This window comes from Rhizobium sp. SG741 (assembly GCF_012275435.1).
GTDB classification, from domain to species: Bacteria; Pseudomonadota; Alphaproteobacteria; order Rhizobiales; family Rhizobiaceae; genus Rhizobium; species Rhizobium lusitanum.
Window position 1 is genome coordinate 66,477 of sequence record NZ_JAAZQP010000011.1, and the last position, 23,064, is coordinate 89,540.

At 58.0% G+C, this 23,064-nt stretch carries 22 protein-coding genes and 1 pseudogene; 11 read left to right on the forward strand and 12 right to left on the reverse strand.

Going from position 1 to position 23,064, the window contains the following annotated elements:
* The first annotated feature begins 42 nt into the window (after positions 1 to 42).
* The 4 genes from FHT29_RS24910 to FHT29_RS24925 all read left to right on the forward strand — a co-directional run bounded on the left by FHT29_RS24910 (position 43) and on the right by FHT29_RS24925 (position 5,397).
* Complete coding sequence (locus FHT29_RS24910) at positions 43 to 1,578, forward strand: ABC transporter substrate-binding protein (protein ID WP_168600271.1); 1,536 nt, start codon at positions 43 to 45, stop codon at positions 1,576 to 1,578.
* Between the two features lie 78 nt (positions 1,579 to 1,656).
* On the forward strand, positions 1,657 to 2,679 hold the full coding sequence (locus tag FHT29_RS24915) for an ABC transporter permease (RefSeq protein WP_210250236.1): 1,023 nt from the start codon (positions 1,657 to 1,659) through the stop codon (positions 2,677 to 2,679).
* Between the two features lie 2 nt (positions 2,680 to 2,681).
* Positions 2,682 to 3,539 carry an ABC transporter permease gene (locus FHT29_RS24920; RefSeq protein WP_168600272.1) on the forward strand — a complete coding sequence of 286 codons (858 nt, stop codon included), beginning with the start codon at positions 2,682 to 2,684 and terminating at the stop codon, positions 3,537 to 3,539.
* Between the two features lies 1 nt (position 3,540).
* On the forward strand, positions 3,541 to 5,397 hold the full coding sequence (locus tag FHT29_RS24925) for an ABC transporter ATP-binding protein (RefSeq protein ID WP_168600273.1): 1,857 nt from the start codon (positions 3,541 to 3,543) through the stop codon (positions 5,395 to 5,397).
* Between the two features lie 12 nt (positions 5,398 to 5,409).
* Here the strand turns inward: FHT29_RS24925 and FHT29_RS24930 are convergent, their stop codons facing one another.
* The 6 genes from FHT29_RS24930 to FHT29_RS24955 all read right to left on the reverse strand — a co-directional run bounded on the left by FHT29_RS24930 (position 5,410) and on the right by FHT29_RS24955 (position 9,390).
* Complete coding sequence (locus tag FHT29_RS24930; protein ID WP_168600249.1) at positions 5,410 to 6,114, reverse strand: hypothetical protein; 705 nt, start codon at positions 6,112 to 6,114, stop codon at positions 5,410 to 5,412.
* 336 nt (positions 6,115 to 6,450) lie between these two features.
* Positions 6,451 to 7,842, reverse strand: a complete 1,392-nt coding sequence (locus tag FHT29_RS24935) for an FAD-binding oxidoreductase (protein WP_168600274.1) — start codon at positions 7,840 to 7,842, stop codon at positions 6,451 to 6,453.
* A gap of 57 nt (positions 7,843 to 7,899) precedes the next feature.
* The gene (locus FHT29_RS24940) at positions 7,900 to 8,079 is read right to left on the reverse strand and encodes a hypothetical protein (RefSeq protein WP_168600275.1); all 180 of its coding nucleotides are present in this window, start codon (positions 8,077 to 8,079) and stop codon (positions 7,900 to 7,902) included.
* Positions 8,080 to 8,411: 332 nt separating this feature from the next.
* Positions 8,412 to 8,792 (reverse strand): DUF6481 family protein, encoded by a 381-nt coding sequence (locus FHT29_RS24945; protein ID WP_037191034.1) that lies wholly within the window; start codon positions 8,790 to 8,792, stop codon positions 8,412 to 8,414.
* Positions 8,793 to 8,822: 30 nt separating this feature from the next.
* Positions 8,823 to 9,047, reverse strand: a complete 225-nt coding sequence (locus FHT29_RS24950; protein ID WP_037191036.1) for a hypothetical protein — start codon at positions 9,045 to 9,047, stop codon at positions 8,823 to 8,825.
* A 133-nt stretch (positions 9,048 to 9,180) separates the two neighbouring features.
* Positions 9,181 to 9,390, reverse strand: a complete 210-nt coding sequence (locus tag FHT29_RS24955) for a cold-shock protein (protein ID WP_037191038.1) — start codon at positions 9,388 to 9,390, stop codon at positions 9,181 to 9,183.
* A gap of 561 nt (positions 9,391 to 9,951) precedes the next feature.
* Here FHT29_RS24955 and serA point away from each other — a divergent pair.
* The 3 genes and pseudogenes from serA to FHT29_RS34640 form a co-directional block, all read left to right on the forward strand.
* Complete coding sequence (serA, locus tag FHT29_RS24960) at positions 9,952 to 11,190, forward strand: phosphoglycerate dehydrogenase (RefSeq protein ID WP_168600276.1); 1,239 nt, start codon at positions 9,952 to 9,954, stop codon at positions 11,188 to 11,190.
* A 133-nt stretch (positions 11,191 to 11,323) separates the two neighbouring features.
* Positions 11,324 to 12,106, forward strand: a complete 783-nt coding sequence (locus FHT29_RS24965) for a L,D-transpeptidase (RefSeq protein ID WP_037191043.1) — start codon at positions 11,324 to 11,326, stop codon at positions 12,104 to 12,106.
* Between the two features lie 238 nt (positions 12,107 to 12,344).
* A pseudogene (locus FHT29_RS34640) lies at positions 12,345 to 12,580 on the forward strand (hypothetical protein); the annotation flags it as partial.
* Position 12,581: 1 nt separating this feature from the next.
* On the opposite strand, the gene FHT29_RS24975 reads toward FHT29_RS34640, so the two are convergent.
* The 5 genes from FHT29_RS24975 to FHT29_RS24995 all read right to left on the reverse strand — a co-directional run bounded on the left by FHT29_RS24975 (position 12,582) and on the right by FHT29_RS24995 (position 17,930).
* The gene (locus FHT29_RS24975) at positions 12,582 to 13,268 is read right to left on the reverse strand and encodes a response regulator transcription factor (protein WP_168600277.1); all 687 of its coding nucleotides are present in this window, start codon (positions 13,266 to 13,268) and stop codon (positions 12,582 to 12,584) included.
* Positions 13,269 to 13,288: 20 nt separating this feature from the next.
* Entirely contained in the window at positions 13,289 to 14,065 is a 777-nt protein-coding gene (gene fabG / locus FHT29_RS24980) for a 3-oxoacyl-ACP reductase FabG (RefSeq protein WP_168600278.1), read from the reverse strand.
* Positions 14,062 to 15,777, reverse strand: a complete 1,716-nt coding sequence (locus FHT29_RS24985) for an acetolactate synthase catalytic subunit (protein WP_168600279.1) — start codon at positions 15,775 to 15,777, stop codon at positions 14,062 to 14,064. Before FHT29_RS24985 ends, fabG begins: the two co-directional genes overlap by 4 nt.
* The gene (locus FHT29_RS24990) at positions 15,777 to 17,132 is read right to left on the reverse strand and encodes an aspartate aminotransferase family protein (protein ID WP_168600280.1); all 1,356 of its coding nucleotides are present in this window, start codon (positions 17,130 to 17,132) and stop codon (positions 15,777 to 15,779) included. Before FHT29_RS24990 ends, FHT29_RS24985 begins: the two co-directional genes overlap by 1 nt.
* A gap of 108 nt (positions 17,133 to 17,240) precedes the next feature.
* Entirely contained in the window at positions 17,241 to 17,930 is a 690-nt protein-coding gene (locus FHT29_RS24995) for a GntR family transcriptional regulator (RefSeq protein ID WP_168600281.1), read from the reverse strand.
* Positions 17,931 to 18,182: 252 nt separating this feature from the next.
* On the opposite strand from FHT29_RS24995, the gene FHT29_RS25000 reads away from it, so the two are divergent.
* The 4 genes from FHT29_RS25000 to FHT29_RS25015 are packed head-to-tail and all read left to right on the forward strand — an operon-like array spanning position 18,183 to position 22,189.
* Positions 18,183 to 19,301, forward strand: a complete 1,119-nt coding sequence (locus FHT29_RS25000; RefSeq protein ID WP_168600282.1) for an ABC transporter ATP-binding protein — start codon at positions 18,183 to 18,185, stop codon at positions 19,299 to 19,301.
* On the forward strand, positions 19,298 to 20,203 hold the full coding sequence (locus FHT29_RS25005; protein ID WP_092575341.1) for an ABC transporter permease: 906 nt from the start codon (positions 19,298 to 19,300) through the stop codon (positions 20,201 to 20,203). Before FHT29_RS25000 ends, FHT29_RS25005 begins: the two co-directional genes overlap by 4 nt.
* A 58-nt stretch (positions 20,204 to 20,261) precedes the next feature.
* Positions 20,262 to 21,059, forward strand: coding sequence for an ABC transporter permease (locus FHT29_RS25010; protein WP_246703115.1), 798 nt, complete (start codon positions 20,262 to 20,264; stop codon positions 21,057 to 21,059).
* Positions 21,060 to 21,103: 44 nt separating this feature from the next.
* A complete protein-coding gene (locus tag FHT29_RS25015) occupies positions 21,104 to 22,189 on the forward strand; it encodes an extracellular solute-binding protein (protein WP_168600283.1) in 1,086 nt (361 codons plus the stop codon).
* 32 nt (positions 22,190 to 22,221) lie between these two features.
* On the opposite strand, the gene FHT29_RS25020 is transcribed toward FHT29_RS25015, so the two are convergent.
* A complete protein-coding gene (locus tag FHT29_RS25020; RefSeq protein WP_113108957.1) occupies positions 22,222 to 22,836 on the reverse strand; it encodes an HlyD family secretion protein in 615 nt (204 codons plus the stop codon).
* Positions 22,837 to 23,064 lie beyond the last annotated feature (228 nt).

Sequence of the window (23,064 nt, forward strand, 5' to 3'; positions counted from 1 at the left end):
CACAGAGCAGCAAGGCCACGTGTGCACACCAGAGGGATCGTGATGACTTTTGAACTAGACCGCAGAAATCTCCTGCAGATGCTCGGCCTTGCTGCAGTTAGCGGCGCCGTGCTCTCGCGCGCAAGCTTCACCTATGCGGCGGACACCGACAGCGTCTCCATCGGCTGGCCAAGCGACGTGCCGTCCTGGGATCCGAACCAGCGCTTCGTTCCGGATGCGCAGCCGATCTTCAAGCTGGTCTTTGACCAGCCGCTCGATCAGTCGCCCGATCTGAAGCTCATCCCCAATCTCATTACCAAGTGGGACCTTGCCACCGACGGTCTTTCCATGCCGTTCGAGATCCGCAACGATGTCAAGTTCCACAATGGCGATCCGATGACGATGGAGGACTTCAGCTACACCTTCGTCGATCGCATCAAATCCGGCCTGAAGCTCGATATCGCCAATTCCTGGCGCAATCTGACCGCGATCGAAGTTACGTCGCCGACCAGCGGCATCATGAAATTCTCGGCACCGACACCGACCGCGCCGCAATGGCTGGCTTTTCTCGGAAGCTATCTCGTTCCGAAGAAATACATGGAATCCGTCGGCCAGGATGGGTTCCTGAAAAAGCCCGTCGGCACTGGACCCTACAAGCTCGTCGACTACCAGATGAACTCACGCATCGTGCTTCAGCGCAACGATGATTATTTCGGCGCAAAGCCGAAGATCAAGAACGTCACCATCGAAATCATCAAGGATCCTTCGGCGCGCACCGCCGCCATCCAGTCCGGCCAGATCGACCTCACCGTCAACATCCCCGTCCGTGAGGCCGAACGTCTCGGCAAGGTGGAGGGGCTCACCGCCGAAATCAATCCGTTCACCCGCATCATCCTGCTGCAGATCCGCAACGACATGGGCTTTGCCGACGAGAATGTCCGGCTTGCCGCACACCACGCCATCGACAAGGCTGCCCTTTCCAAGGCTTTCTATGGCGGTGCGGCCGTCCCGCTCTCGGTTCCCGCGACGCCTGGCACACCAGGTTTCGTCGAAGGTTACAGCTTCAAATACGATCCAGCCCTGTCCAAGGAGCTGCTCGCCAAGTCAGGCTTCAGCGCCGACAAGCCTGCAACCATCACGCTTGCGGCCACCAACGGCCAGTTCCCCAGCGATTTCGACATCGCCCGCGCGCTTGTTCAGATGTGGGGAAAGGTCGGCATCAAGTGCGAGATACAGCAGATCGAATATTCGAAGTATTTCGAGCTCAATCGTGGCGGCAAACTGCCGGAGGCGACCCTCTATAGCTTCGACAACGCCACGGGTGACCCCGAGATCTTCTCCGGCTATCTGCTGAATCCAAAAATGCCGTTCGGCGCATGGAAGGGAATGGAGATCGGCCAGAAGGTTCTCAACCTCTTCGCCGAGCCTGTCTATGACAAGCGCGTGGCCGGCTACCGGGATCTTGCAAAAGAAGCCGTCGAAACCGGAGCCACCATTCCGCTCCTGCAGAGCGTCCAGACATTGGTCCGCAAAAAGAACCTCGCTTACGCCAAGTATGGCAACGCCTGGATCCTGGGCAACACCATGTCGTGGTCGTGAGTTTGCGCTGCATAGCTTGAAAGACCATGGGGTCCGGGGTTCGCTCCGGGCTGCCTTCCTGGCTTCGTAAGACAAGGCATGCGCATGTTCGTGACCATCGCCAAACTGCTGGTAAAACGTCTTCTGACCGCGATACCGATCCTGCTCATCGTGTCCGCGCTTCTCTTTTGCATCCTGCGCGTCCTGCCGGTCGATCCGGCGGCAATGTCGATGCCACCGAATGCGACGGTCGAAGAGATCGAGGCGATGCGCAAGGAGATGGGGTTCGACCGGCCGCTCATCGAGCAATACGGCATTTGGCTCGTCAAGCTTCTGCATGGCGATATCGGTCGCTCGATCCATTTCCGCCAGGACGTGTCCTCGCTGATCGGCTCGACGCTGCCCGCGACCATCGAGCTGGCGGTGCTCGCCATGGTCGTTGCCACTGTCTTCGGCCTCGCCGGCGGGCTTTTCCTGTTCTACGTGCGCGGAACGCGCGCAGAAGCCGTGATGGATTTCCTCTCCATCCTGCTTCTGTCGCTGCCGGAGTTCCTGTGGAGCCTGTTCCTGCTCCTGATTTTCGGCGTCTTCTTCAATCTCCTGCCGTTTACCGGACGCCTCAGCCCCGGCTTCGAGCGACCGATGGTGACGGGTTTTCTTCTGCTCGATAGCCTCATCACCGGCAACATTGCGGTCTTCTGGGACGCGATCAAGCATATGATACTGCCGAGCCTCGCGCTCGGCATCGCGCTTTCGCCGTCGCTCATGCGCGTGCTGCGATCGAGCCTGCTCGACGCCTATCAGGATGATTATATTCAGCAGGCGCGGCTGCGCGGCCTGTCGGAGAAACGCATCCTCATCCGCCACGCGCTCAAGAACGCCATCCTACCGACACTCAGCCTGATGGGCGTGCAGTTCGGCTTTCTGTTCGGCGGCACGCTCCTGGTGGAACTCATCTATTCCTACCCCGGCATGGGCAATCTGATGGTCGATGCGATCCGCAATGCCGATCTGCCGATCATTCAGGGCGCGGGCCTGACCTATTGCGTCGCCGTCCTCGTCATCAATACCGTGGTCGATAGTCTTTACCTGATCCTCAACCCAAAACTGACGGCGCGCTGATAATGAAACATCTTCCGCTCTGGTTGAGATCCGGCCGCGTTCAGACAGGCCTCGTCATCATTGCCATCCTGGCGGTCTGCGCGATTTTCGCGCCTTGGATCGCACCCAACGATCCGAATGAACAAAACCTCTTGTCCATCCTGACGCCGCCTGCCTGGGCGGATGGCGGCGACGCGATGTTTCCGCTCGGCACCGACAGCCTCGGACGCTGTATCCTCTCGCGCCTGATCTTCGGCACGCGCGTTGCACTCACCGTCGCCTTCATCGCCTCGTTCGGCGCCATGATCATCGGCGCGATCCTGGCGCATATCGCCGGCTATTTCGGCGGCTGGGTCGATTGGCTGATCGGGCGCGTCGTGGAAATCTGGCTCTCGTTCCCGCCCGTCATCCTGTCGTTGATCCTGATGGTCGGCCTCGGCACCGGCATTCGCAATGTGATCCTCGCCATCGTGCTCGTCGACTGGACGCGCTTTTGCCGGGTGCTGCGCAGCGAGGTGCTGGTGCTGCGACGGCGGGACTATGTCGCCGCCGCTCAGCTCGTCGGCTTTTCCCATTGGCGCACGATCACGCGCGAAATCCTGCCCGGCACGCTGCCGCTGCTGATCACGCTCATGAGCCTGGAAATGGGCGTCGCCGTCATCGTCGAGGCGATCCTCTCCTTTGTCGGCATGAGCGTCGGTGCAGACACGCCCGCCTGGGGACAGATGATCGCCGACGCCCGGCAGAACATTTACGAGGCGCCACTCAATCTTCTCTGTCCGGTTTTCGCGATCTTCTTTGCCGTCTTCGGCTTCAACATTCTCGGAGACGGTCTGCGCCGATCCCTCGACTCGCGCCTGACGCAGACGGAGAGGACCTGACATGACCATATTAGCCGCACGAAACCTCTGCGTAGACTCATTCGGGGGCAACGAGTCCTTTCCCGTCCTGAGCGATCTCAACTTCACGCTCGCACCGGGCATGATTCTCGGCCTCGTCGGCGAGTCCGGCGCCGGAAAGTCGATGATCGGTCGCACTATTTCGCAGTTCCTCCCGAGCGGCTTCGCCGTCACCAAGGGGACACTCGAATTCGCCGGTGAGGACCTTGTAGCAATGGCGTCGGAGCGCCGTCGCAATCTGCTCGGTCGGGACATCGCCTTCATCCCGCAGGAGCCCCTGTCCGGCCTCAACCCGGTGCTGACCGTCGGTCAGCAGATGAGGGAACATCTCTTGCGAATTGGCCTTGCTCCGGGCGAACACTGGCGGCAGCGGGCGCTTGCCGAATTCGAAGCGGTGCACCTGCCACATGGCGCAGCGCTACTTGGCAAATACCCGCATCAGCTTTCCGGCGGCATGTGCCAGCGCATCCTGATCGCCATGGCCTTTGCCAGCCGCCCGCGCCTGCTGATCGCCGACGAACCGACAACGGCCCTCGACGTCACCATCCAGGCCCGTATCGTCAAGCTGATCGCCGAGATGCAGAAGCGTGACGGCACGGCGGTCATCTTCATCACCCATGACCTGCGGCTTGCTTCGCAGATCAGCGATGAGATCATGGTGCTCTATGCCGGGCGTCCGGCCGAGCGCGGACCCGCCAAGCAACTGTTCTCGGCGCCGGCACATCCCTATACGCGCTGTCTTCAACTCGCCAATCCCACCATCAGTGGAGAGCGCCGCGGCCTCTACATCCTGCCGGAGCGCATGCCGGGGCTACGCGTGCTGAAGGATATTACCGGCTGCCGTTTTGCCTCCCGCTGTCCGAATGCCGTCGCCGCCTGCACCGAGGCCGAGCCGCCGCTTGCGGAAATTGCACCCGACCATATCGCCGCCTGCATCCGCACGGAAAAGACGCCTGAGATCGTGCCGCCGCCGTTGGCTCCGGCCCGCAACGTCGAAACAGCGAAGAACTATCTGCAAGGCGAAAAGCTAACCAAGGCCTACACGGTCGCCTGGAGCCCCTTCAACAGGAACCCCAAGTTTAGGGCGGTCAACGGCGTCGATTTCACGCTCGGTGAAGGCGAATTCGTTGGCATCGTCGGAGAAAGCGGTAGCGGCAAGAGCTCGCTCGCCCGTCTTGTCGTCGGGCTGGATACAGCGACCGAAGGTCGCCTCACGCTTGCGGGCCGCGATATTACCGCCAATGGATCGTCGGAAAAGGCTTATCGCCGCGACCATATCCAGATGGTGTTTCAAGATCCGCAATCGGCGCTCAATCCGCGCCGCCAGGTCGGTAGCATCGTCACCCAGGCGAATGAGGCGAGTGGCCTCCACGCCGGCAAGCGAGAGCGCATGGATCGCGCCGCCGAGCTGCTCGCTGAAATCGGCCTGCCGCCGGATGCGGCGATGCGCTTCCCCTCACAACTGTCCGGTGGCCAGAAGCAACGCGTCAATATTGCCCGCGCCCTCTGCTCGGTGCCGCGCATTCTGGTCGCCGATGAGATCGTATCGGGCCTCGATGTTTCGGTTCAGGCGCAACTGCTGGATCTCCTATTGAAGTTGCGGGACGAACACGGTTTCTCCATGATGTTTATCTCGCACGACCTTTCCGTCGTGCGCTATCTCTGCGACCGCGTGCTGGTGATGTATCGCGGCGAAGTGGTGGAGAGCGGGGCGACGGAGACGGTCTTCGCCAACCCGCAGCATCCCTATACGCAAAGCCTGCTCGCTTCCGTGCCGCCGGACGACGTCCAAGCCGAATGGTCGCCGGTATTGGCCGAGACAGGTTATCAGGTCGAATAGGTGCGTCTTTGCTTATGGGACGATGATCCGTGTCGCCATCGGAAAATGCGAATTGCCGCCTTCAAAGGGAGGAAGCGTCTTGAAATCCTCCCGCATGGCAACGCGCGCGGGAGACTGCAAGGCGGTCTGTAGGGCGACGGGGTTATCGAACATCACCCGGTTTCGCTGCATGTGATTGACGCGCTCCCAGGGAAGGAAGCCGCACCAGTCGACCCGTGATAGAACCTCGATCTGGCGGATATCCGGAAAGGTGCGCATGACCTGCGGATGGTGGCTAACATAGTGGTGCAGCCAGGCATTCATATCCCCGGCGAGGCCGGGATAGTGAACCACGTAGCTGCATGGCAACTGACCATCACCGGTGCGCAGCTTGCCGTCATCGACCGGAAACGGCCGCACATACATCGCCTGCTGCGTCGCCTTGGTACCCCTTATGCTGGTGAGAACATCAAAGGCCGCGAGCTGCTGCAGATGGCCCGAAGGGCCGACGGCCCTTTCGAGTGTGGTCAGTTGATCGAAATAAAGCTGGAGTCCAAGGACCGGCGATCGCTCGACTTTGTTGTACATGTCGTTGGTCGTCTCGGGCGTATAGAGATTCGCGGATGCAAGGCCGGGAGTTGTCTTGATGATTGCGGCAACAGTTGCGAGATCGGCTTCGCTGATTGCGAGGTCACCGTCGTCGGAGCTTTCGAAAAAGGCAAGATAGGCGAAGGCCATGTCGAACTCTCCGTGCTCGCTAGAAAACGGTGACAGGCCAAACCGATATTCAAAGCCCACCGCGGAGATTTCAGTATCGAGCGATACAGAGCAAAAAACAAGTTTAAACTTAAAGTATATCGCGCCCGATTGGCTCCTCTGTGCCTCGCGCACTCGCCATGACAGATTGCCTCTTACGACTTTTCTCCGCCGCCTTCCTGTCGCCCTTGAGGTGATTCATGTAATCTCCAAGGACGCTATCGATGAAAACATGGGGGCCTGGTCCGGTTCGAGCTCAGGAACTCGAAGCTTGCTTCGCCGGTATGTCCACCGAGTTAGCTTCAGAGACGGATCGGCTCAAATCGTCAGCACCTTACCGGTGTTGAGAATATTGTTCGGATCGATAGCGCGCTTGATGCGCTCCATCAGGGCCAACTCTTCCGGCGTGCGGGAGAGCTTGAGATAGGGTTTCTTCAGCAGGCCTATCCCGTGTTCGGCGGAAATCGTGCCGCCCGCCCGGCCGACAGCCGTAAACACAAGCTCGGTGATTTCCTTATGCGGCTGCGAATTGCCAAGCGAGGGGATGTTGCAGACGAAATGCAGGTTGCTGTCACCGATATGGCCGTAGCTGAGCGCAATTGCATCGGGCCAGCGGTTTTTCATCGCCGCTTCAATCTCGCTCACCACGCTGCCGGCTACGCTGGTGGGGAGCCCGACATCGAACGCAGTCTGAGGCCCCATGAGCCGCCCATATTCCGAAACGCTATCGCGAACCGCCCAGAGTTCGCGGGCTTCACGCTCCGAGGACGACAGGACCGCGTCGGACACCCAACCCTCTTCAAGGGCATCAGACAGGATATGTTCGAGCATCGTCCGGTTTTCGTCCGCGTCGCGCCCACCTGCTTCGATCAGCACATAGATACCGTGCGGTTCGGACAATGCCCGGCGCAGTTCGGGTAGATTGCCAGTCATGAAATCATAGAAGCTCGGCCACATGACCTCGAAAGCGATCAGCGCCGAACCCATGCGCAACCGGGCGCTCTTTAGTAACTCCAGCATGGCCGGAAAACCGGAACAGCCGCACAAGGCGCTGGCGAGCGCCGCGGGCTTCGCCTGTAGGCGCAGCACGGCGCGGGTGATGATACCGAGCGTCCCCTCGGAGCCGATGAAAAGCTGCTTTAGGTCATAGCCGGCGTTGTTCTTCAGCATCTTGTTGAGCGAGCGCACGATCGTACCATCGGGCAAGACCACCTCAAGGCCAAGCACGTGTTCGCGCGCCATGCCGAAGCGAATGACGCGATTGCCGCCGGCATTGGTGGAAAGATTTCCGCCGATGACGCAGGAATCGCGGGCGCCAAGATCAAGCCCGAAGAACAGCCCCGCTTCCTCCGCGGCCCTCTGGATGACACCGAGCGGCGTACCGGCCTGGACCGTCATCGTCGCCATGACAGGGTCGATTTCGTCAATGCCGTTCATGCGATCGAGCGATAGCGCAACGCCGCCTTCGATCGGGCGGGCGCCGCCAGCAAGACCCGTCAATCCGCCCTGGGGAACGACCGAAATCTTGAAACGATCACAAAGCCTGAGCGTTGCTGATATTTGTTCGGTCGTGCGCGGACGCACGAGGGCCAATGGCGTGACAGGTTCAAGCCCTGCCCAGTCATTGCGGAAACGTGCTGGAATGTCTGCGCCAAAGAGAACGTCGGCGCCAAGCTCCTCGTTGAGCGATTGAATGAAGTCTTCTCTCATCAAACCATGGTCTCGAATTGCCTGAAGTTGAAGTAGTCCCCTTGGGGTGCGCAAGGATCAGGTTGCTGATCTGCTAGACGTGCTAATGCTCGAACTGTTGGTGACCCAAGAAGCAGAGCGCTGAATGGAGCCGACGTTTGTGTAGACCTCTTCGACGAAGTAGGGAAGATCTTCGTTGACATCGTCATTGGCTTCGAACGCCAGCGGACACACCGCTTCAACCCCCAGCGTCTTCACGAAGTTTTCCGCCTTGGCGTTGTCATAAAGTTGCCTCGGGCGCCATCGAGCGGATGACCATCCGCAGGATTTCCTGAATAGCGATCTGCCCGGCCGTGTTGATTGCCTGAAGCTCGCCCGTATTTTCTACGATGGAAGCTCCCGTAGGCGACAGACTTTCAGCAGCGATTCATTCGGCGCTGGGTTTAGTTCGAAGTCGCGACGATGTCGGAGGCGACTGTCATTCAACGCAGCGCGACGTACCTTGCGCAGGATTGGGCCCGATGGGTCGTGCAGCAAGGCCGATTAACAACCGAGGTGGGTCGATTACCGGCCTTAGAGAGACGTGGCCACTAAGCTTGTCGGGCCTTGCGGTTGGCGTAGCGCCGATCGCGGTCAGCCTTTCGAGTGGCTTCATCTTCGATCAGGCGAGCCACACGGCCTTTTTCGGCTGTCTCACGCGCTTCGGTTTCGGCGCGGGCCGCAGCAACTACGGCTTCCTGCCGCTCGGTCGCCTCGGCCACCAGCCGCTCTTGCTCCTCAAGCTTTACCCGCTCGCGTTCAAGACGCCGCTCCTCCCGGGCCGCGGCCACGGCCACGCGTTCCGCCTCCCGCGCCAACCTGGTCGGCTGGGCCGCCGTCTGCGCCGTGCGATAGGCAGTCAGAAGAGCCGTCTTTGCTTGCGCGGCTGCCGCGCGGCGATCGGAAAGCTCGGTGTTTCTGGAGTTCTTCAAATGTCTATCCTGGGATTCGGGTTAAAAAGATCAGGGCTTCCTGGCGCGTTTAGCCAGGAGGGAAGCGGTCGCCGCGGTGCGGTCCTGCAGTTCCTTAGCAAGACGCGCTTCACGAAGGCGCAGGGTCTTTTCCTCGCGGGAACGGGTAAGGAAGTCGAGTTCATCGACGGCGTTGTTGCGGGCAAAGAATTGCGATTGGACATTGCCGAAAGCGATCTCCGCCTTCTGGCGAGATTTGCTGTAAGTCTGTGTCATGATGTTTCCTAGATTAAGGCCGGGTCAATGCGGCAATAAAAAAGGCCAGGCAATCTGCCTGACCTTGGTTTGGTATCATGCTCTCAACAGTGCCAGTACATCCGTGGTCAAGGGAAAGCCGATACCGGGTGCCTTAGGCAGCCTGGAGATTGCAGGCCGACATTTTGCCCGACTTGACGTCGCGCTCCAGTTCGAAGCCGATCTTCTGGCCTTCGACGAGCTCGCGCATACCAGCGCGTTCGACAGCGGAGATATGGACGAATGCATCGGTGCCGCCATTGTCAGGCTGGATGAAGCCGAAGCCCTTGGTGGAATTAAACCATTTAACTGTGCCAGTGGTCATGATGAACCCTTTCATAGCAATAAAGAAACCACAACACGAAAGCGTTGCGGATGGTGGTAGCGATTTTTGAAAGGAAGGTTCGTTCAGGGCGCGGTGCCAAACGCGCGGTAACCAAAGCTCAGCAAGCAAATATCGACGATCACCGTATAGGCCACCAGTATCGGATTGTCAACTTTTAGTTTTCAGGTAACCGTCTCTCGACATAAGGTTGCACACTCCAATCTTACATCCGGCCACTGATGTCGTTGGCTGGCACCAGCCGGAAGCCCGTACGTCCGACATCCGCCGCGTTGCGAGCCTGGCCGTCTTCGTCAATTCAATCGCTCCTGATCAAGTATCGATGGTGATGGCTTTGAGCCTCCAAAGCGACAGCGTCAATGTCGTCTCCTAGCAGATCTTTCGGAGCGATTGGACGGACTGACACCTCCCTATCTGCCATCGGAGTGGAGTTTGTTGTTGCGTTTTCCGTTGGATGGTCGCTAAAGATTTTGCCATATCTGCGAGCTTTACGGCCGACAAGCAACCCCGGCTTCGTCGAATTCGAAAATCGAAAGCAATTCAATGACCCGACAACTTTCTCTCCCGCGCGAGCGGATTTCCGTCCTTCTGCTTGAAGGCATCAGCCAGAGCGCCGTGGACTATTTTACGTCATCCGGCTACGTCAATGTGACCCATTTGCCGAAGGCCTTGGATGACAAGGATCTCAAGAGCTGTATAGCCGAGGCGCACATTATCGGCATTCGTTCGCGCACCCAGCTGACGGAGGAGATTTTCAGCTCCGCCAAAAAGCTTATTGCCGTCGGTTGTTTTTCCGTGGGGACAAATCAAGTCGACCTGGATGCGGCCCGCCGACGCGGCATCCCAGTTTTCAACGCTCCCTATTCGAACACCCGCTCGGTCGCCGAGCTTGTGATCGGTGAGATCATAATGCTGACGCGGCGGATTTTCCCGCGTTCTGCTTCTGCGCATGAGGGCGGATGGGACAAATCTGCTGTCGGCAGTCGTGAGGTGCGTGGAAAAACGCTTGGTATCGTAGGCTACGGCAACATCGGTTCGCAGCTTAGCGTTCTTGCGGAAAGCATGGGCATGAACGTGCGCTATTTCGATCCTTCAGACAAGCTTCGCCACGGCAATTCAGAATCGATGGCCACCCTCGGCGAGCTTCTCGAAATCTCGGATTTCGTGACGATGCATGTTCCCGAAACCAGTTCGACGCAAAACATGATAACAGAGACCGAACTGCGCAGAATGAAAAAGGGAGCGCTTTTCATCAATAACTCCCGCGGGACCGTGGTGGATCTCGAAGCGCTTGCGAAGGTTTTGAAAGAAGGACATCTCGCGGGGGCAGCCGTGGACGTGTTCCCTAAGGAGCCGGCATCAAACAACGAGCGTTTCGAAACGCCGCTCCAGGGTTTGGACAATGTCATACTGACGCCGCATATTGGCGGCTCGACCGAAGAAGCCCAGGAGCGCATCGGAGGAGAGGTCTCCAGGAAGCTTGTGGAATATTCCGACGTCGGCTCGACGCTGGGCGCCGTCAATTTTCCCCAGGTTCAATTGCCGCCACGTCCAAACGGCACGCGTTTCATCCATGTTCATGAAAATCGCCCTGGCATGCTAAACAGTCTGAATGCGATTTTTTCGTCCCGCGCACTTAATATCGTCGGTGAGTTCCTGCAGACGCACGGCGACACCGGCTACGTGGTCATCGAAGCCGAGGGCGTCGGCCAGACAGCCGATGACATACTTGATGCGCTTCGCCAGATCCCGGGAACGATACGAACTCGATTGCTCTACTGACGCCGTCCGCAAATCTTCGTTTTCGATCGCCGCTGCCACAATTATGCCTGTCGCTTCCGAAATTGTCGGCGGCACGCATACCCCGCCGACGCGGGGCGCGGTCCCGTGCGTTGTTCGGTAAGTTGGTTGTGACATGAAGACTTCAAGATTGATCCTTTTGCCCGCTCTGGCTGTGCTGATGACAAGCGTCTCCGTGCATGCCCAGGAATGGCGGTATTTGCCGGATTATGGCGATGACCTGGATGGCGGCTATGCTACTCCGCACTATGGGCGGGAGGCGCCGCCGCGCTATCGCGATGATCGTCGTTTCGACGATGACTATTACTATCGGGGTGACCCCTATGGCTATTATGACGACGAAAACGGCGATTTCCCGTCGCAACCCCGTCCACAACGGCGGGCTTCGATCGATCGGGGCGCGATCTCTCCCCAACTCAATTCTGGCGTCAAAGATGACAGGCGGGCGAGCCTGGCGCGGTCACCCATCCCGCGCACGGTTGTCCCCTTTTCCGGCTACGATCCTGGCACAATCGTGATCTCCACAAAGGAAAAGCGCCTTTATCTCGTGCTCAACGACGGAACTGCCCTCAAATACGGCATCGGTGTCGGCAAGCAGGGCTTCGCCTGGAAGGGCACGGAGACGATCAGCCGCAAAGCAGAGTGGCCGACCTGGACGCCGCCCAAGGAAATGATCGCTCGCCGGCCGGAATTGCCTGACTACATGGATGGCGGTCTCAATAATCCCCTTGGAGCGAGAGCGCTCTATCTCGGTTCCACCCTCTACCGCATCCACGGCACCAATGAGCCCAACTCGATCGGCAAGGCGGTATCCTCTGGCTGCATCCGCATGGCAAATCCGGATGTGATGGATCTCTATGGCCGAGTCGCCGTCGGTACGAAGGTCGTCGTGCTTTGATTGCACCCCAGCGCTGGTGCGGTCTGCCGAGATCTGGCCATATGCCGTTTTCTCCTTGAAAGGGCCAGATCAGCGCTGTTCCAAGCCGGCTTAAATCACAGCGCATGTCGGTATCCCTTGGGAACACGGCCTTTATGGCGCTCCGGTCATAAATTCCGCTGACATGCCACCGCACTCGCGCTAGGTCGTTGCCCGGCCAAGTTTTCCGCCGTATCGATCAATGGGGGCAAAAGGATCAATCTTGAAGGCACGTTGCAAGCGAGCGGGTCTGGATCCGGAAGTTTTTTGTCCACGGGTTTCGATCCAGCGATCTGATCGAGGCGGCGCATCGTGGCGTTCCCCTGCAGGCCATGCAACAATCCCTGTATAAATCTGTGACCCAGGGCGGCAAGCTACTACAACAATGGCGAGCAGAAGAACAGGCGCGCGGGGCGCCTCGTTACTTTGGAGTGGAGCGTTCAGCCCGCAGGCTGAACTAGTTGGTCAGCGCATAGCCACGCGTACGAACAGTACGAATAAGATCCGGCCCCAACATTCGAAGTGCCTTGCGAATGAGACCTATATGAATATCCACCGTGCGGGGCTCAACATCAGCATCCGCTGGCCACGCTGCATCAATCAGCGTCTCACGGCTTTGAACAGCTTCAGGATTTTGCAAGAGATGGCGTAGCAGGCGGAACTGCAAGGCGGTCAATGGGACATCGTGACCACTTCTATGCACCTTGGCGGTAGCTGAATTCATTTCGAGGTCGGCGTAGCGAAGCACATTGGCCTCTGCCGCGACGCCGCTTTTTTCGATCAGAGCATCTGACCTGAGGCAGCGAAGAAATGCGATGAGACGAACCGGATCAAAGGGGCGCGTTAAAACAAGATCGGCACCATCCTTTTCGAACAATGGATCCCTCAATTTGTCGAATTCATTGCAAAGGAGAGCAATTGCGATTTCAGGCCGTGCGACCTTGAGAGATCGCAAGCCCCCAGGGCCCATTTCAGAGGACGCGCCATACATGATGACGACACGCACGCTATCGTCACGCAGTGCGCGCACCGTTTCGTCCAAAGTGCGCACAAGTGCGACAGGAAACCCGTCAATGGCGAGAAGATGTTGCAGAAGCAGAAACATTTGCACATCGTGCGAATGGACAAGAATTCGAAAATCCATATCTCCTCCTCCGGCTTGTATTATAGCGGAGCAAACTCACCGCCATTCACATCCAGCACGGCACCATTGATGAACCCCGCCTCTTCCGAGACGAGAAAGCAGATGGCGGCTGCAACATCCTCCGGTGTCCCGATCCGTCCGAGTGGAATGCGAGCAAGCGCAGCCCTGTTGGTCTCACCGTCTGGTGCCCCTGCCATTTGCGTCGCAATCCTGCCGGGAGCGACAAGATTGATGGTAATGCGGTGACCGGCAGAGGCAGCCACTAGCGAGCGAGCCAACCCGGCAAGCGCTGACTTCGACGCGGCGTAAGCTGCACCCGAGATCTGTGGAATCGTGCGGCCAGCAATCGAACTGATGAACACGATGCGCCCGAAATCACGGTCGATCATGTGCGGCAGGACGGCCTGGCAACACCGCATTGCGCCAGTCAGGTTGACCGCGAGAACCGAGTGCCACTCGTTGGTGGTGATCTGTAGGAATGGTGTTGCACCGTTTTCGCCCTTTGGGGATATACCCGCGTTGCTTATGAGGATATCCGCCGTGGTCCACTTGCGCTCCAGCGCATGGAAGAACCGTTGTATCTGTATTGGCTTGGCCAAGTTCACCGTCCGAGCAAAGACATTCTCAGCGCCGAACCGCGCCGAAAGCATTTGCTCTGCAGCTGCAACATGGTCCCGGCGCTGCCCGAAAATAGCCACTTTGTAGCCATGCGCGAGCAGGCTTGCAGCGGTTGCCAAGCCGATTCCCGAGCTGCCGCCGGTCACGACAGCAAGCCTTTGCCGAGAAGCCGAGGTCATGCTGCACGATCCATCTCAGCAAACAGTGACAGGGGTGGATGTGCCTCTGGATCCGTCATCACTTCGATGAGCAGCGGTTCGTTTCCTTCGATGCCACGTTTCAGAGCTGCTGCGAGTGCTGCGGGATCGTTGATGCGGATCGAAGGGCATCCGCAGGCTTTCGCAAGCGCGGCGTGATCGACTTCGGCGAAATGGCACGCGGAGGTATATTGGCCGAACTTCACAGTCTCGGCATCGCGCTGAAAACCCAGAATGCCATTGTTGAGCACGATGATGATCACCGGCAAACGCATCCGCATCATCGTTTCGAGCTCGGCCCAGCTATGGGCAAAACCGCCGTCGCCGACGACCGCGACCACTGGACGCTTCGGCTCGGCAGCCTTAGCGCCGAGCGCAAGCGGAAAACCCCATCCAAGTCCGGCTAGGCCTCGCGGTGTGATGAAACGCATGCCCGCCTGTGGCGCCCTCAACTGCCCAAGAATCCACATGGAGGAATAGCTGGCGTCCGCGACGATTGCGATATCGCGCTGCAGCCAGGGCTGCAGTTCAGCCATGGCCCGCTCCGGACGAATGGGAGAATCGACCGAGGCATACTGAGTATGGCGCGCTTCATCGAAATGTCGCCAGAATGAAGCAATCCGCTCTTCGAGAGGCGCGCGCAAGTTTCGTCTGAGCGCGAGGTCGCAGCTTTCAAGCGACCGGCGCAACGCCGCCAATGTTTCCCTCGCGTCGCCGACAAGTCGGAGAGCCTCATAATTTCGGCCTACCTCCGTTGGATCTATGTCGATATGGATCACACTTGCCTTGGCCGGTATCTGTCGCCAATTGTCAGTGCCGTTCTGATTGGTGCGAGTCCCGATGAGGACGACCAGATCGGCTTCAGACATAAGCTCATGGCTGTAGAAGCCAAGGGATCGCGGGCCGACCAGGGAGCCCAGGACACCGGCAGACAGTGGATGGAATTCGCTGACAGCGCCCTTCCCCATATTGGTCGTGAAGATAGGCAGGCCTGCCTCATCCTGCAAACGTGCCAGTTCTTCAGCTGCCCCAGCACAATGGATACCGCCGCCGGCAAGAACGACGGGCGATCGGGCATTGGCGATCCGTTCGGCGGCTGTTTGCAGATCGTGATCCGATGGTCGGGTTCGATCAAGCGGCCATCGTCCGAGATTGCTGATGCGGGGTGCTCCGGCGACGGGCGCGGGCGAACGTAAGAGGTCAGCCGGCAACAGTAAGGCTACTGGACCGGGGCGACCGGAGGTGGCGGCAGTGAACGCCGCATCGACGTAGTCGTCGACCCGTTCAGCAACTGTGACGCGCCGGACCCATTTGGTGCAGGATTGGAACAGGGCTATCTGATCAAAATCCTGGAAAGCGTTCCTGTCCGTCTGGTCACGCTCAACATCCTGGACCATTGCTACAACCGGAATGCTCGCCTTCAGGCACTCGGCAAACGGTGGCACAAGGAGGGTCGCGGCCGGGCCATTCTGGGCGGCAACAACCCCGACTTTTCCGGAGCTACGGGCATAGCCATCCGCCATGGCTCCCCCCATGTTTTCCTGCCGATAGGCAATCTGGCGAATGCCGCGCGCCTCGGCGGCAAGGATGAGCGCGGACGGCAGGCTCTGGGCGAAAATCATTTCAACACCATGACGTCCGAGCGCTTCTGCGATCCGATCGGCGACCGTACCCATCATTGAGGTTTCTTTCATTACCGTCCCTCCCAATCCGTTCTGCTGTTCTTTTCCAGAAAGTCATCAAATGCTGCGACAATGCTTTCGACATCGGCGTCAGACATCGGTGTCGACAGGCATGCCGCGGCGCCGAACGGCAGCAAAATCCCGCATGCCAGGAAATGTCGCGAGAGCGCCCGCATGACGTCATTCTCCTCCGATGTCATGGTCGCCATATGGAAACTCGTCGGCGCGATCCTCCTCGGATGGATGCGAAACAAAGACGCCGCTCCGGAAACTGAAAACGGGGCGCTCCGTTTCAGGACTACATCCGCCAACCCCTTGCGCAAACCATCCCCCAATCGCTCTAGACGGTCGAAGGCTTCGAGCGTCATGGCCTCCATTGCAGCCTTTCCGGCAACCATGGACACGGGATTCGCCGAAAACGTACCGCCTTGTGAAAGCAGCGGCGCCTCATCGTCACTACCGAACACAGCCATGACGTCCGCGCGGCCACCAATGGCGCCCACTGGAAAGCCGCCTCCGATGATCTTGCCGACTGTGATCAGATCCGGTTCAAGACCATAGCGGGCCGAAGCACCGGCAAAACCCTGCCTTAGATTGAGAACTTCATCGGCAATAACAAGAATGCCGTACTTGCGGGCGACGGCAGATACTGTAGCGATGAAGTCCGGCGCCGGATGCAGCAGGCCTGCCCTGCTCGGCATCGGATCGATGAGAATGGCAGCGACGTCGTTTGCTCTCGGCGCGATTGAATGCTCTAGACTGGCAACATCGTTGAAATTCAGAACAAGGACATTGTCGGCGATCGATTGCGGCGCGCCGGGATAACCGAGCTTAGGCAAATTTCTTCCGGAAGCGTCGTCTACGATCACGCCACCCTGACCGGCCTCGGCCCAGTCATAGGCGCCATGATAGGAACCCGCAAAGCGGACAATTGCTGATCGTCGGGTGAAGGCCCGCGCAGCCTTGATGGCAAACATGACGGCTTCGGTACCACTATTGACGAAACGCACCTGTTCCATCGCCGGTAGGCGCGAGACCAGTAGTTCGCCTAGCGCGATCTCATATTCCGTGGGATTGGCGAAACATGTGCCCATTTTCAAGACTTTTTCGACGGCCTCCGTGACGGGCGCGAAACCGTGGCCATGGATCAATGTCGTAAAGTTGTTGTTGAGGTCGAGCAGACGGTTGCCGTCCGCATCCCAGACATAGGCTCCCTCGCCTTTGGCGACGTAAATCGGGATGGGATCCCTCTCGATCGTGGAGCGTGTAACACCAGCCGGAAAAACGCCTTTTCCCCGGCGAAAGAGATGAGCTGATCGGGCTCGAATAGCCGACCAGCCTCGTCCCTGAGCTTTGTCCGTAAACATGATAGGAGGCTTTCTGTTGCAAGTTCAGACGCGTGTCTTTGCACCGCCTTTATATTTTTGTTGCAACAAAATTACTCGCCGTCAAGTCAATGCATCAAAATTTTGGCATCAGGAGCGCAAATTTCTCCTCGCCGCGCGCCGCAGGCTGCGATAGCCATCGCGGATATCGTTCTCAAAGGCGGCCCTCAAAGCGGCGCCATCACGCTCAGCGAGTGCCTCCATTGCCATCTCATGATTGCGCACGCCGTACTTCTCTTCAGCAAACTCCGGATAGAGGTTGTAGAGCGACGGACCGATGCGCAGCCAGAGCCCTTCGATCATTGAGACTAGATAAGGAAGGTCTGCCATGCGATAGACCGAGAAATGAAATTCCTTGTTGTGCCGAAGCGCTGCCGTGTAGTCACCCACCTCCAGAGCCGAATTGATTTCATCCTGAATTTGTCGTAATTTATCAATATCTTGACTATTCCCATGCAAAGCTGCCCGCTCGGCCGCAAGACCCTCCAGAGCAAGTCTGATCGAGGTTATCTCCTTTAAATCCGACTCCCTAAGAACAGGAACAATCACCGTCTTGGGACCGGCGTAAACCAGTGCGCCGTCACCGATCAGGCGATTGATGGCATCGCGAGCAGGCGTCGAACTGATCCCCAGCTCCTCAGCAACGGCGCGTACCGTCATCTTGTAGCCGGGCTCATAGACACCTCGGATCAAGCGCTCCTTCATTTCCCGATATGCGGTATCCCCCAACCCGCTAGCCTGCCTATCCAAACCCGCACCTTCTCCCAGTTCTAATATCATTTTCCGTTCCCGCTGTTGACAGGCCAATATTTTGATGCAACAAAAAGATTATGTGAAGTTTTCGCAAAGCGATTGTCACATCAAAATAGCTTTAGCAGCCCGCTTTGTGACTGTCACCGGGTTGCTGGTTCAATGAATTCTGCATTCAAGCGATCTGCAGGGCTGCCAAAAAGAGGCTAGCACCGTTCGCGGATGGCTAAGGCAGCGCGAAAAAAATGGGGAATTCTCACTCAACAGAAGGAGGGTAATGATTTGATTGGCCGAAGATTGATCCTTTCGGAACTCCAAAAACGCTATGCAGACATCTGGGCTGTCAGATGCACAAATCTGGAGATCGAACCGGGCGAGTTCGTCTCGATCGTCGGTCCGTCTGGATCCGGCAAGACATCGCTGCTGACAATGATTGCCGGCTTCGAGATGCCGACCGCGGGGACGATCCGCATTGGCGACAAAGACGTCACGCCTCTGCCACCCAACCGTCGTGATATCGGCATGGTCTTTCAGAAATATGCGTTGTTTCCGCATCTGACGGTAGGACAGAACATTGCGTTTCCGCTGAAGATGCGCCGCGCGCTTTCGGGAGCGCCGCTTAAATCGCGACTGGAGGAGATACTTCAACTCGTTCAACTGTCCGAATACCGGGATCGCTATCCGAACCAACTATCAGGCGGGCAACAGCAGCGGGTTGCAGTTGCCCGAGCGCTGGTCTTCGATCCGCCGGTCATTCTCATGGACGAGCCACTTGGCGCACTCGACAAGAAGCTGCGCGAGGCGATGCAATTCGAGCTCAAACGCATACAGCAGCGACTCGGCGCGACCGTTGTCTATGTCACACACGATCAGGATGAAGCTCTGGCGATGTCCGATCGAGTTGCGGTCATGCGGCAAGGCGAATTGCAGCAGATAGGAACGCCTACCGAGCTTTACGGCAAACCTGCCAACGCCTTCGTCGCTGACTTCATAGGCGTGATGAACTTCGTGCCCGGTACTTATGTCGGGACCGAGAGCGGCAAACATGTATTTCAGGTAGCGGAAGACGTCCTGTTGAGGGCTCCAACCGTTTCGGATGGCAGTGCCATCCATTTGGTAAAGGGTTCGCCGCTTCATCTTGCCATCAGGCCCGAGCATATAAGTCTGGCACCATCAGGTCAAAATCGCGACAGTACGGGTGCCGGAATCGTAGAGGCATCTGTCTTCTTCGGCTCGACCAACATCCTGCTTGTCCGCCTCACAAGATTGCCCAGCGTTGTCCTGCGGGTGCAGTTGCCCGCCGGACAAGCGACGGCCTTCGAACAAGGAAGCAGTGTCAATCTCCTGATCGATGAAGCGAGGGTGCAAACCTTCCCGATCAAGGAAGGATTTGCCGCATGACCTTGCCAGCTTCCCCTTCGACCGCGACAAACCAGTTACGGCCGGCCACGTGGATGCGGCCCGGTTCTGCACGACACTATGCAGCCATCTCTTCCTGGCTACTTGTCTTGCCGCTTCTGGCGATCTATGCGATCGGCTTCCTTTATCCTTTGACCAAGTTAATCACCCTCAGCTTTATCGGAGGCCTATTCGCCAATTACGGGCGCCTTCTGGATGATCCTCTCTACGCGGCCGTTCTTGCGAATACCGTGGGAATCGCCACTGCTGTCACCGTTAGTTGCGTTTTCATAGGCTACCCCGTCGCCCTTGCCATGGCCCGCCTCAAAGGGAGGCTGGCCTTGGTCATTGCGGCATGCGTCTTCATTCCGTTATGGACCTCGGTTCTCATCCGCTCATATGCCTGGATCGTGCTGCTTCAGCGTCACGGCATCGTCAATTCATTACTCGTCGCGACAAACCTGACGGATGGTCCGCTCAAGCTTCTCTACACGCAAGGTGCCGTCGTGCTGGCGATGACGCATGTGCTCCTGCCCTTCGTCATTGTCCCAATCTTTTCCACCTTGCAAATGCTCCCACAGGACTATGCCCGAGCGGCACGCAATCTTGGAGCCGGGGCGATCCGGACCTTCCTCTTCGTGACCTTGCCTCTCAGCCTCCCAGGTGTCTTTGCCGGCGCAACCATGTGTTTCGTTCTTGCGCTGGGCTTTTACATCACGCCGGCTCTGGTCGGAGGCCCGGGTTCGATGCTGATGGCGAACCTGATCGGCCAGCAGACCACTGTTCTACTCGACTGGCCATTTGCCGCCGCCCTGTCGACGGTTCTTCTCGCCATGACGATCGTCTTCATCGTCGTATTTCGCAAGGCGCTTTCCTTCAGCAAAGGATTCAGCAGTGTTCATTGATCAATCTTCCACCTTGCCACCACTTTTCGCTGCGACCGGCAGGCTCAGGCTCGCGGCTTTGCATCCCCTTGGCAGGGCAGCAGCGCTCATCGGTGCTGGCGTGCTCGTCGGAAGCATCCTGTTCTTTCTCATTCTGCCGACGCTGCTCATCATCCCGATGTCGCTAAGCCAAACCGATTACATTCAGTTCCCGCCGCAGGGACTGACCTGGCACTGGTATCAGGTCTATTTCAGTGATCCGGACTGGATGGCGGCGACATGGTTTAGTATCAAGATCGCAATTGCGACAACTGCAAGCGCCACCATCATAGGAACCATGGCGTCGCTTGCCATCGTCCGGGGGGATCTTCCCTTCAAAAGCGCGCTTCAGGTCCTGTCGGTTGGGCCAATGATCGTTCCGCATGTCGTCTTCGGCGTTGCCCTATATCTGGTCTTCTCACCGTTGCAGCTTACTGGAAGCTTTATCGGTTTTCTGATCGCACATACCGTGCTTGCCATCCCCTATGTCGTTATTACGGTTACGGCATCGCTCCAGCGCCTCGATCCGACGTTGGAGCTTGCGGGGTTGAGCTGTGGCGCAAACCGGCTGCAGACATTCTTTCGAGTTGTGCTGCCCAATATTGCGCCCGGCATCGCATCTGCCTCCGTCTTCGCCTTCCTTGCATCATTCGACGAGGCGACTGTCGCCTTTTTCATCTCGGACACCGGCGGAAAATCAATCGGGCGTAAGATGTTCGAAGACATCGATTTCAATCTGACGCCGGTGATTGCCGCTGCGTCTGCTGTTTTCGTCGCCGTCTCCTTGCTTCTAATGGGAACGACACACCTGCTGACCGCCCGCAAAGCCGGTCAATGACGCCGAAGCCAACAAATTCAAAACACACACAAAGAGAACATTCCATGTCATCTGAAAGCTGCCCGACACGTAAATTCCAACTCCGGCGATTGGCCTATGCTGCTGCCGGCCTCCTGGGGCTACTTGCTCCTCCACAATCGGCGACAGCTGCAGGACAAGTCATCATCGCCTCAACCGGTGGGGCGTATGACCGGGCCCTTAAGGAGGCGTGGTTCGACCCATTCACCAAGGCCACAGGCATCGAGGTTGTGACGGTTGTCGCCACCAATGCTGAAATGCGCGCCAAAGCCAATGCAATGGTAAAGACAGGCAACGTCACCTGGGATCTATACCTTGACGGCGAGATACAGGCAGCCTCAAAGGCACATCGTGAGGTCACGGAGGATCTCACCGAGTTCTGCCGCCAATTTATCGACCGTAAGGATCTTGGACCTCACGCCTGTGTGGCCGGCGGCGCTCTTCTTCAGTCGACGGCCACTCTGCTGGCCTATCGGGTTGGCAAGGTCGGCGATCCCCTGCCGGAAACATGGGCGGATATGTGGGATACGAAGAAATTTCCGGGTGGGCGTGCGTTTCCCAACTTTGACGATCCCTGGCGGGTGATGGCAGCTGCCCTTCTATCCGATGGCGTACCGCGAGACAAGTTGTTTCCTCTCGATGTCGATCGTGCGTTGAAGAGGCTTGATCAAATCCGCCCAGCTGTCTCGATCTGGTGGAAGACTGGCGATCAGAGCGTGCAAGGTTTCCGCAATGGCGATTGTTCACTCGGCCAGATCTGGTTAACGCGAGCAAAGGCGATGCAAACTGAGGGTCTGCCCATTGGCTGGTCCTATAAGGCATCCTTTCTGGTTGGCGATCGCATCGCACTGATCAAAGGTGCGCCCCATCACGACAATGCACTGAAACTGATTGCCTTCTGGCTAAACTCTCCCGAAGCTCAGGCACAGGCCTGCACTATTCTGTCCTGCACTCCTCCCAGCATCGAGGCGGCTGCACTGATCCCTGAGGAGGTTAGAAAGACCATGCCAAGCGCTGAGGATGTTCACGATTACATTGTCGTGCCGGATGCGGACTGGATCAACGCCAACAATGCAATGTTGCTTCAACGCTGGAACAATTGGATTCGCTAGTGAGTGGATTCGATTCACCGTCCCTGCATGGCCTACGACGTGACTTCGACGATCGGCGAGAACAGATATTCGAGGATCCCTCGTCTACCGGTCTTGATCTCTGCCGTCGCGGCCATGCCGGGAGACAGCGTTACCGAATTGCCGTCAACGTTCATGACGCTGCTGTCGAGCTTGATGGTAACGGGGAAGACGAGGTTCTGAACCCGCTGCACATTCGTCGTTGGCACGGTTGCCTGTGGCAGCTTGGTCGGATCGCCCGCGAGCTGGTTGGCATCCGGCTCCGGAATGGCGTCGGTGGCGACAGCCGTCACGCGACCATGGATCACGCCATAGCGCGTGAACGGGAACGCCTCGATCTTGACCACGGCCGGTTGCCCGACCGACACGAAGCCGATGTCGCTGTTCGGAATATAGGCTTGTTGATCGAGGCCGACCGGATGGTGCCATCGATCGGAGTGCTGATCGTCCCAGTTCGTCGGCTTGCCGTGAGCATCTCCCGCCTTCTGAACATTGTCAGCGACAGAGGTACTAACCGTCTTCCCTCCATCGCTCGTGGTGACCGCCAGTGACGCCTTTGGCTCTTCGAGCTGGCCGGTCTCCGCGGCGAGCGTCTCCTCCTTCTGGTCCGTCTCAACAGCGGCGATCATACCGGCCTTTGAACCGGCGTCTTGATCAACCAGCGTCGAGCGGATAACCGAGCATTGATCAAAATGGGCGGCGTTGGCAGTCCAAGTCCTATATGCGCTCAAAACAGTGGGCGAGGCTGGCTTTTAGATCCCCATCGAAGACTCCACTTTGCTCGTGGTTATCGGTTGGCACCATGAGTATTCTTTCCTCGGACTCGATGTTAAGGCATGGTTACCCGTTGCCCCAGG

Excerpts from the sequence above, each read along its gene's own strand:
- FHT29_RS24925 (WP_168600273.1), top strand. The coding sequence starts at position 3,541 with ATGACCATATTAGCCGCACGAAACCTCTGCGTAGACTCATTCGGGGGC.
- FHT29_RS24920 (WP_168600272.1), top strand. The coding sequence starts at position 2,682 with ATGAAACATCTTCCGCTCTGGTTGAGATCCGGCCGCGTTCAGACAGGC.
- FHT29_RS24985 (WP_168600279.1), bottom strand. The coding sequence starts at position 15,777 with ATGAAAGAAACCTCAATGATGGGTACGGTCGCCGATCGGATCGCAGAA.
- FHT29_RS24935 (WP_168600274.1), bottom strand. The coding sequence starts at position 7,842 with ATGAGAGAAGACTTCATTCAATCGCTCAACGAGGAGCTTGGCGCCGAC.
- FHT29_RS24950 (WP_037191036.1), bottom strand. The coding sequence starts at position 9,047 with ATGACACAGACTTACAGCAAATCTCGCCAGAAGGCGGAGATCGCTTTC.
- FHT29_RS25020 (WP_113108957.1), bottom strand. The coding sequence starts at position 22,836 with ATGATCGCCGCTGTTGAGACGGACCAGAAGGAGGAGACGCTCGCCGCG.
- serA (WP_168600276.1), top strand. The coding sequence starts at position 9,952 with ATGACCCGACAACTTTCTCTCCCGCGCGAGCGGATTTCCGTCCTTCTG.
- FHT29_RS24975 (WP_168600277.1), bottom strand. The coding sequence starts at position 13,268 with ATGGATTTTCGAATTCTTGTCCATTCGCACGATGTGCAAATGTTTCTG.
- FHT29_RS24910 (WP_168600271.1), top strand. The coding sequence starts at position 43 with ATGACTTTTGAACTAGACCGCAGAAATCTCCTGCAGATGCTCGGCCTT.
- FHT29_RS24930 (WP_168600249.1), bottom strand. The coding sequence starts at position 6,114 with ATGGCCTTCGCCTATCTTGCCTTTTTCGAAAGCTCCGACGACGGTGAC.
- FHT29_RS24955 (WP_037191038.1), bottom strand. The coding sequence starts at position 9,390 with ATGACCACTGGCACAGTTAAATGGTTTAATTCCACCAAGGGCTTCGGC.
- FHT29_RS25015 (WP_168600283.1), top strand. The coding sequence starts at position 21,104 with ATGTCATCTGAAAGCTGCCCGACACGTAAATTCCAACTCCGGCGATTG.
- FHT29_RS24995 (WP_168600281.1), bottom strand. The coding sequence starts at position 17,930 with ATGATATTAGAACTGGGAGAAGGTGCGGGTTTGGATAGGCAGGCTAGC.
- FHT29_RS24965 (WP_037191043.1), top strand. The coding sequence starts at position 11,324 with ATGAAGACTTCAAGATTGATCCTTTTGCCCGCTCTGGCTGTGCTGATG.
- fabG (WP_168600278.1), bottom strand. The coding sequence starts at position 14,065 with ATGACCTCGGCTTCTCGGCAAAGGCTTGCTGTCGTGACCGGCGGCAGC.
- FHT29_RS24915 (WP_210250236.1), top strand. The coding sequence starts at position 1,657 with ATGCGCATGTTCGTGACCATCGCCAAACTGCTGGTAAAACGTCTTCTG.
- FHT29_RS25005 (WP_092575341.1), top strand. The coding sequence starts at position 19,298 with ATGACCTTGCCAGCTTCCCCTTCGACCGCGACAAACCAGTTACGGCCG.
- FHT29_RS24990 (WP_168600280.1), bottom strand. The coding sequence starts at position 17,132 with ATGTTTACGGACAAAGCTCAGGGACGAGGCTGGTCGGCTATTCGAGCC.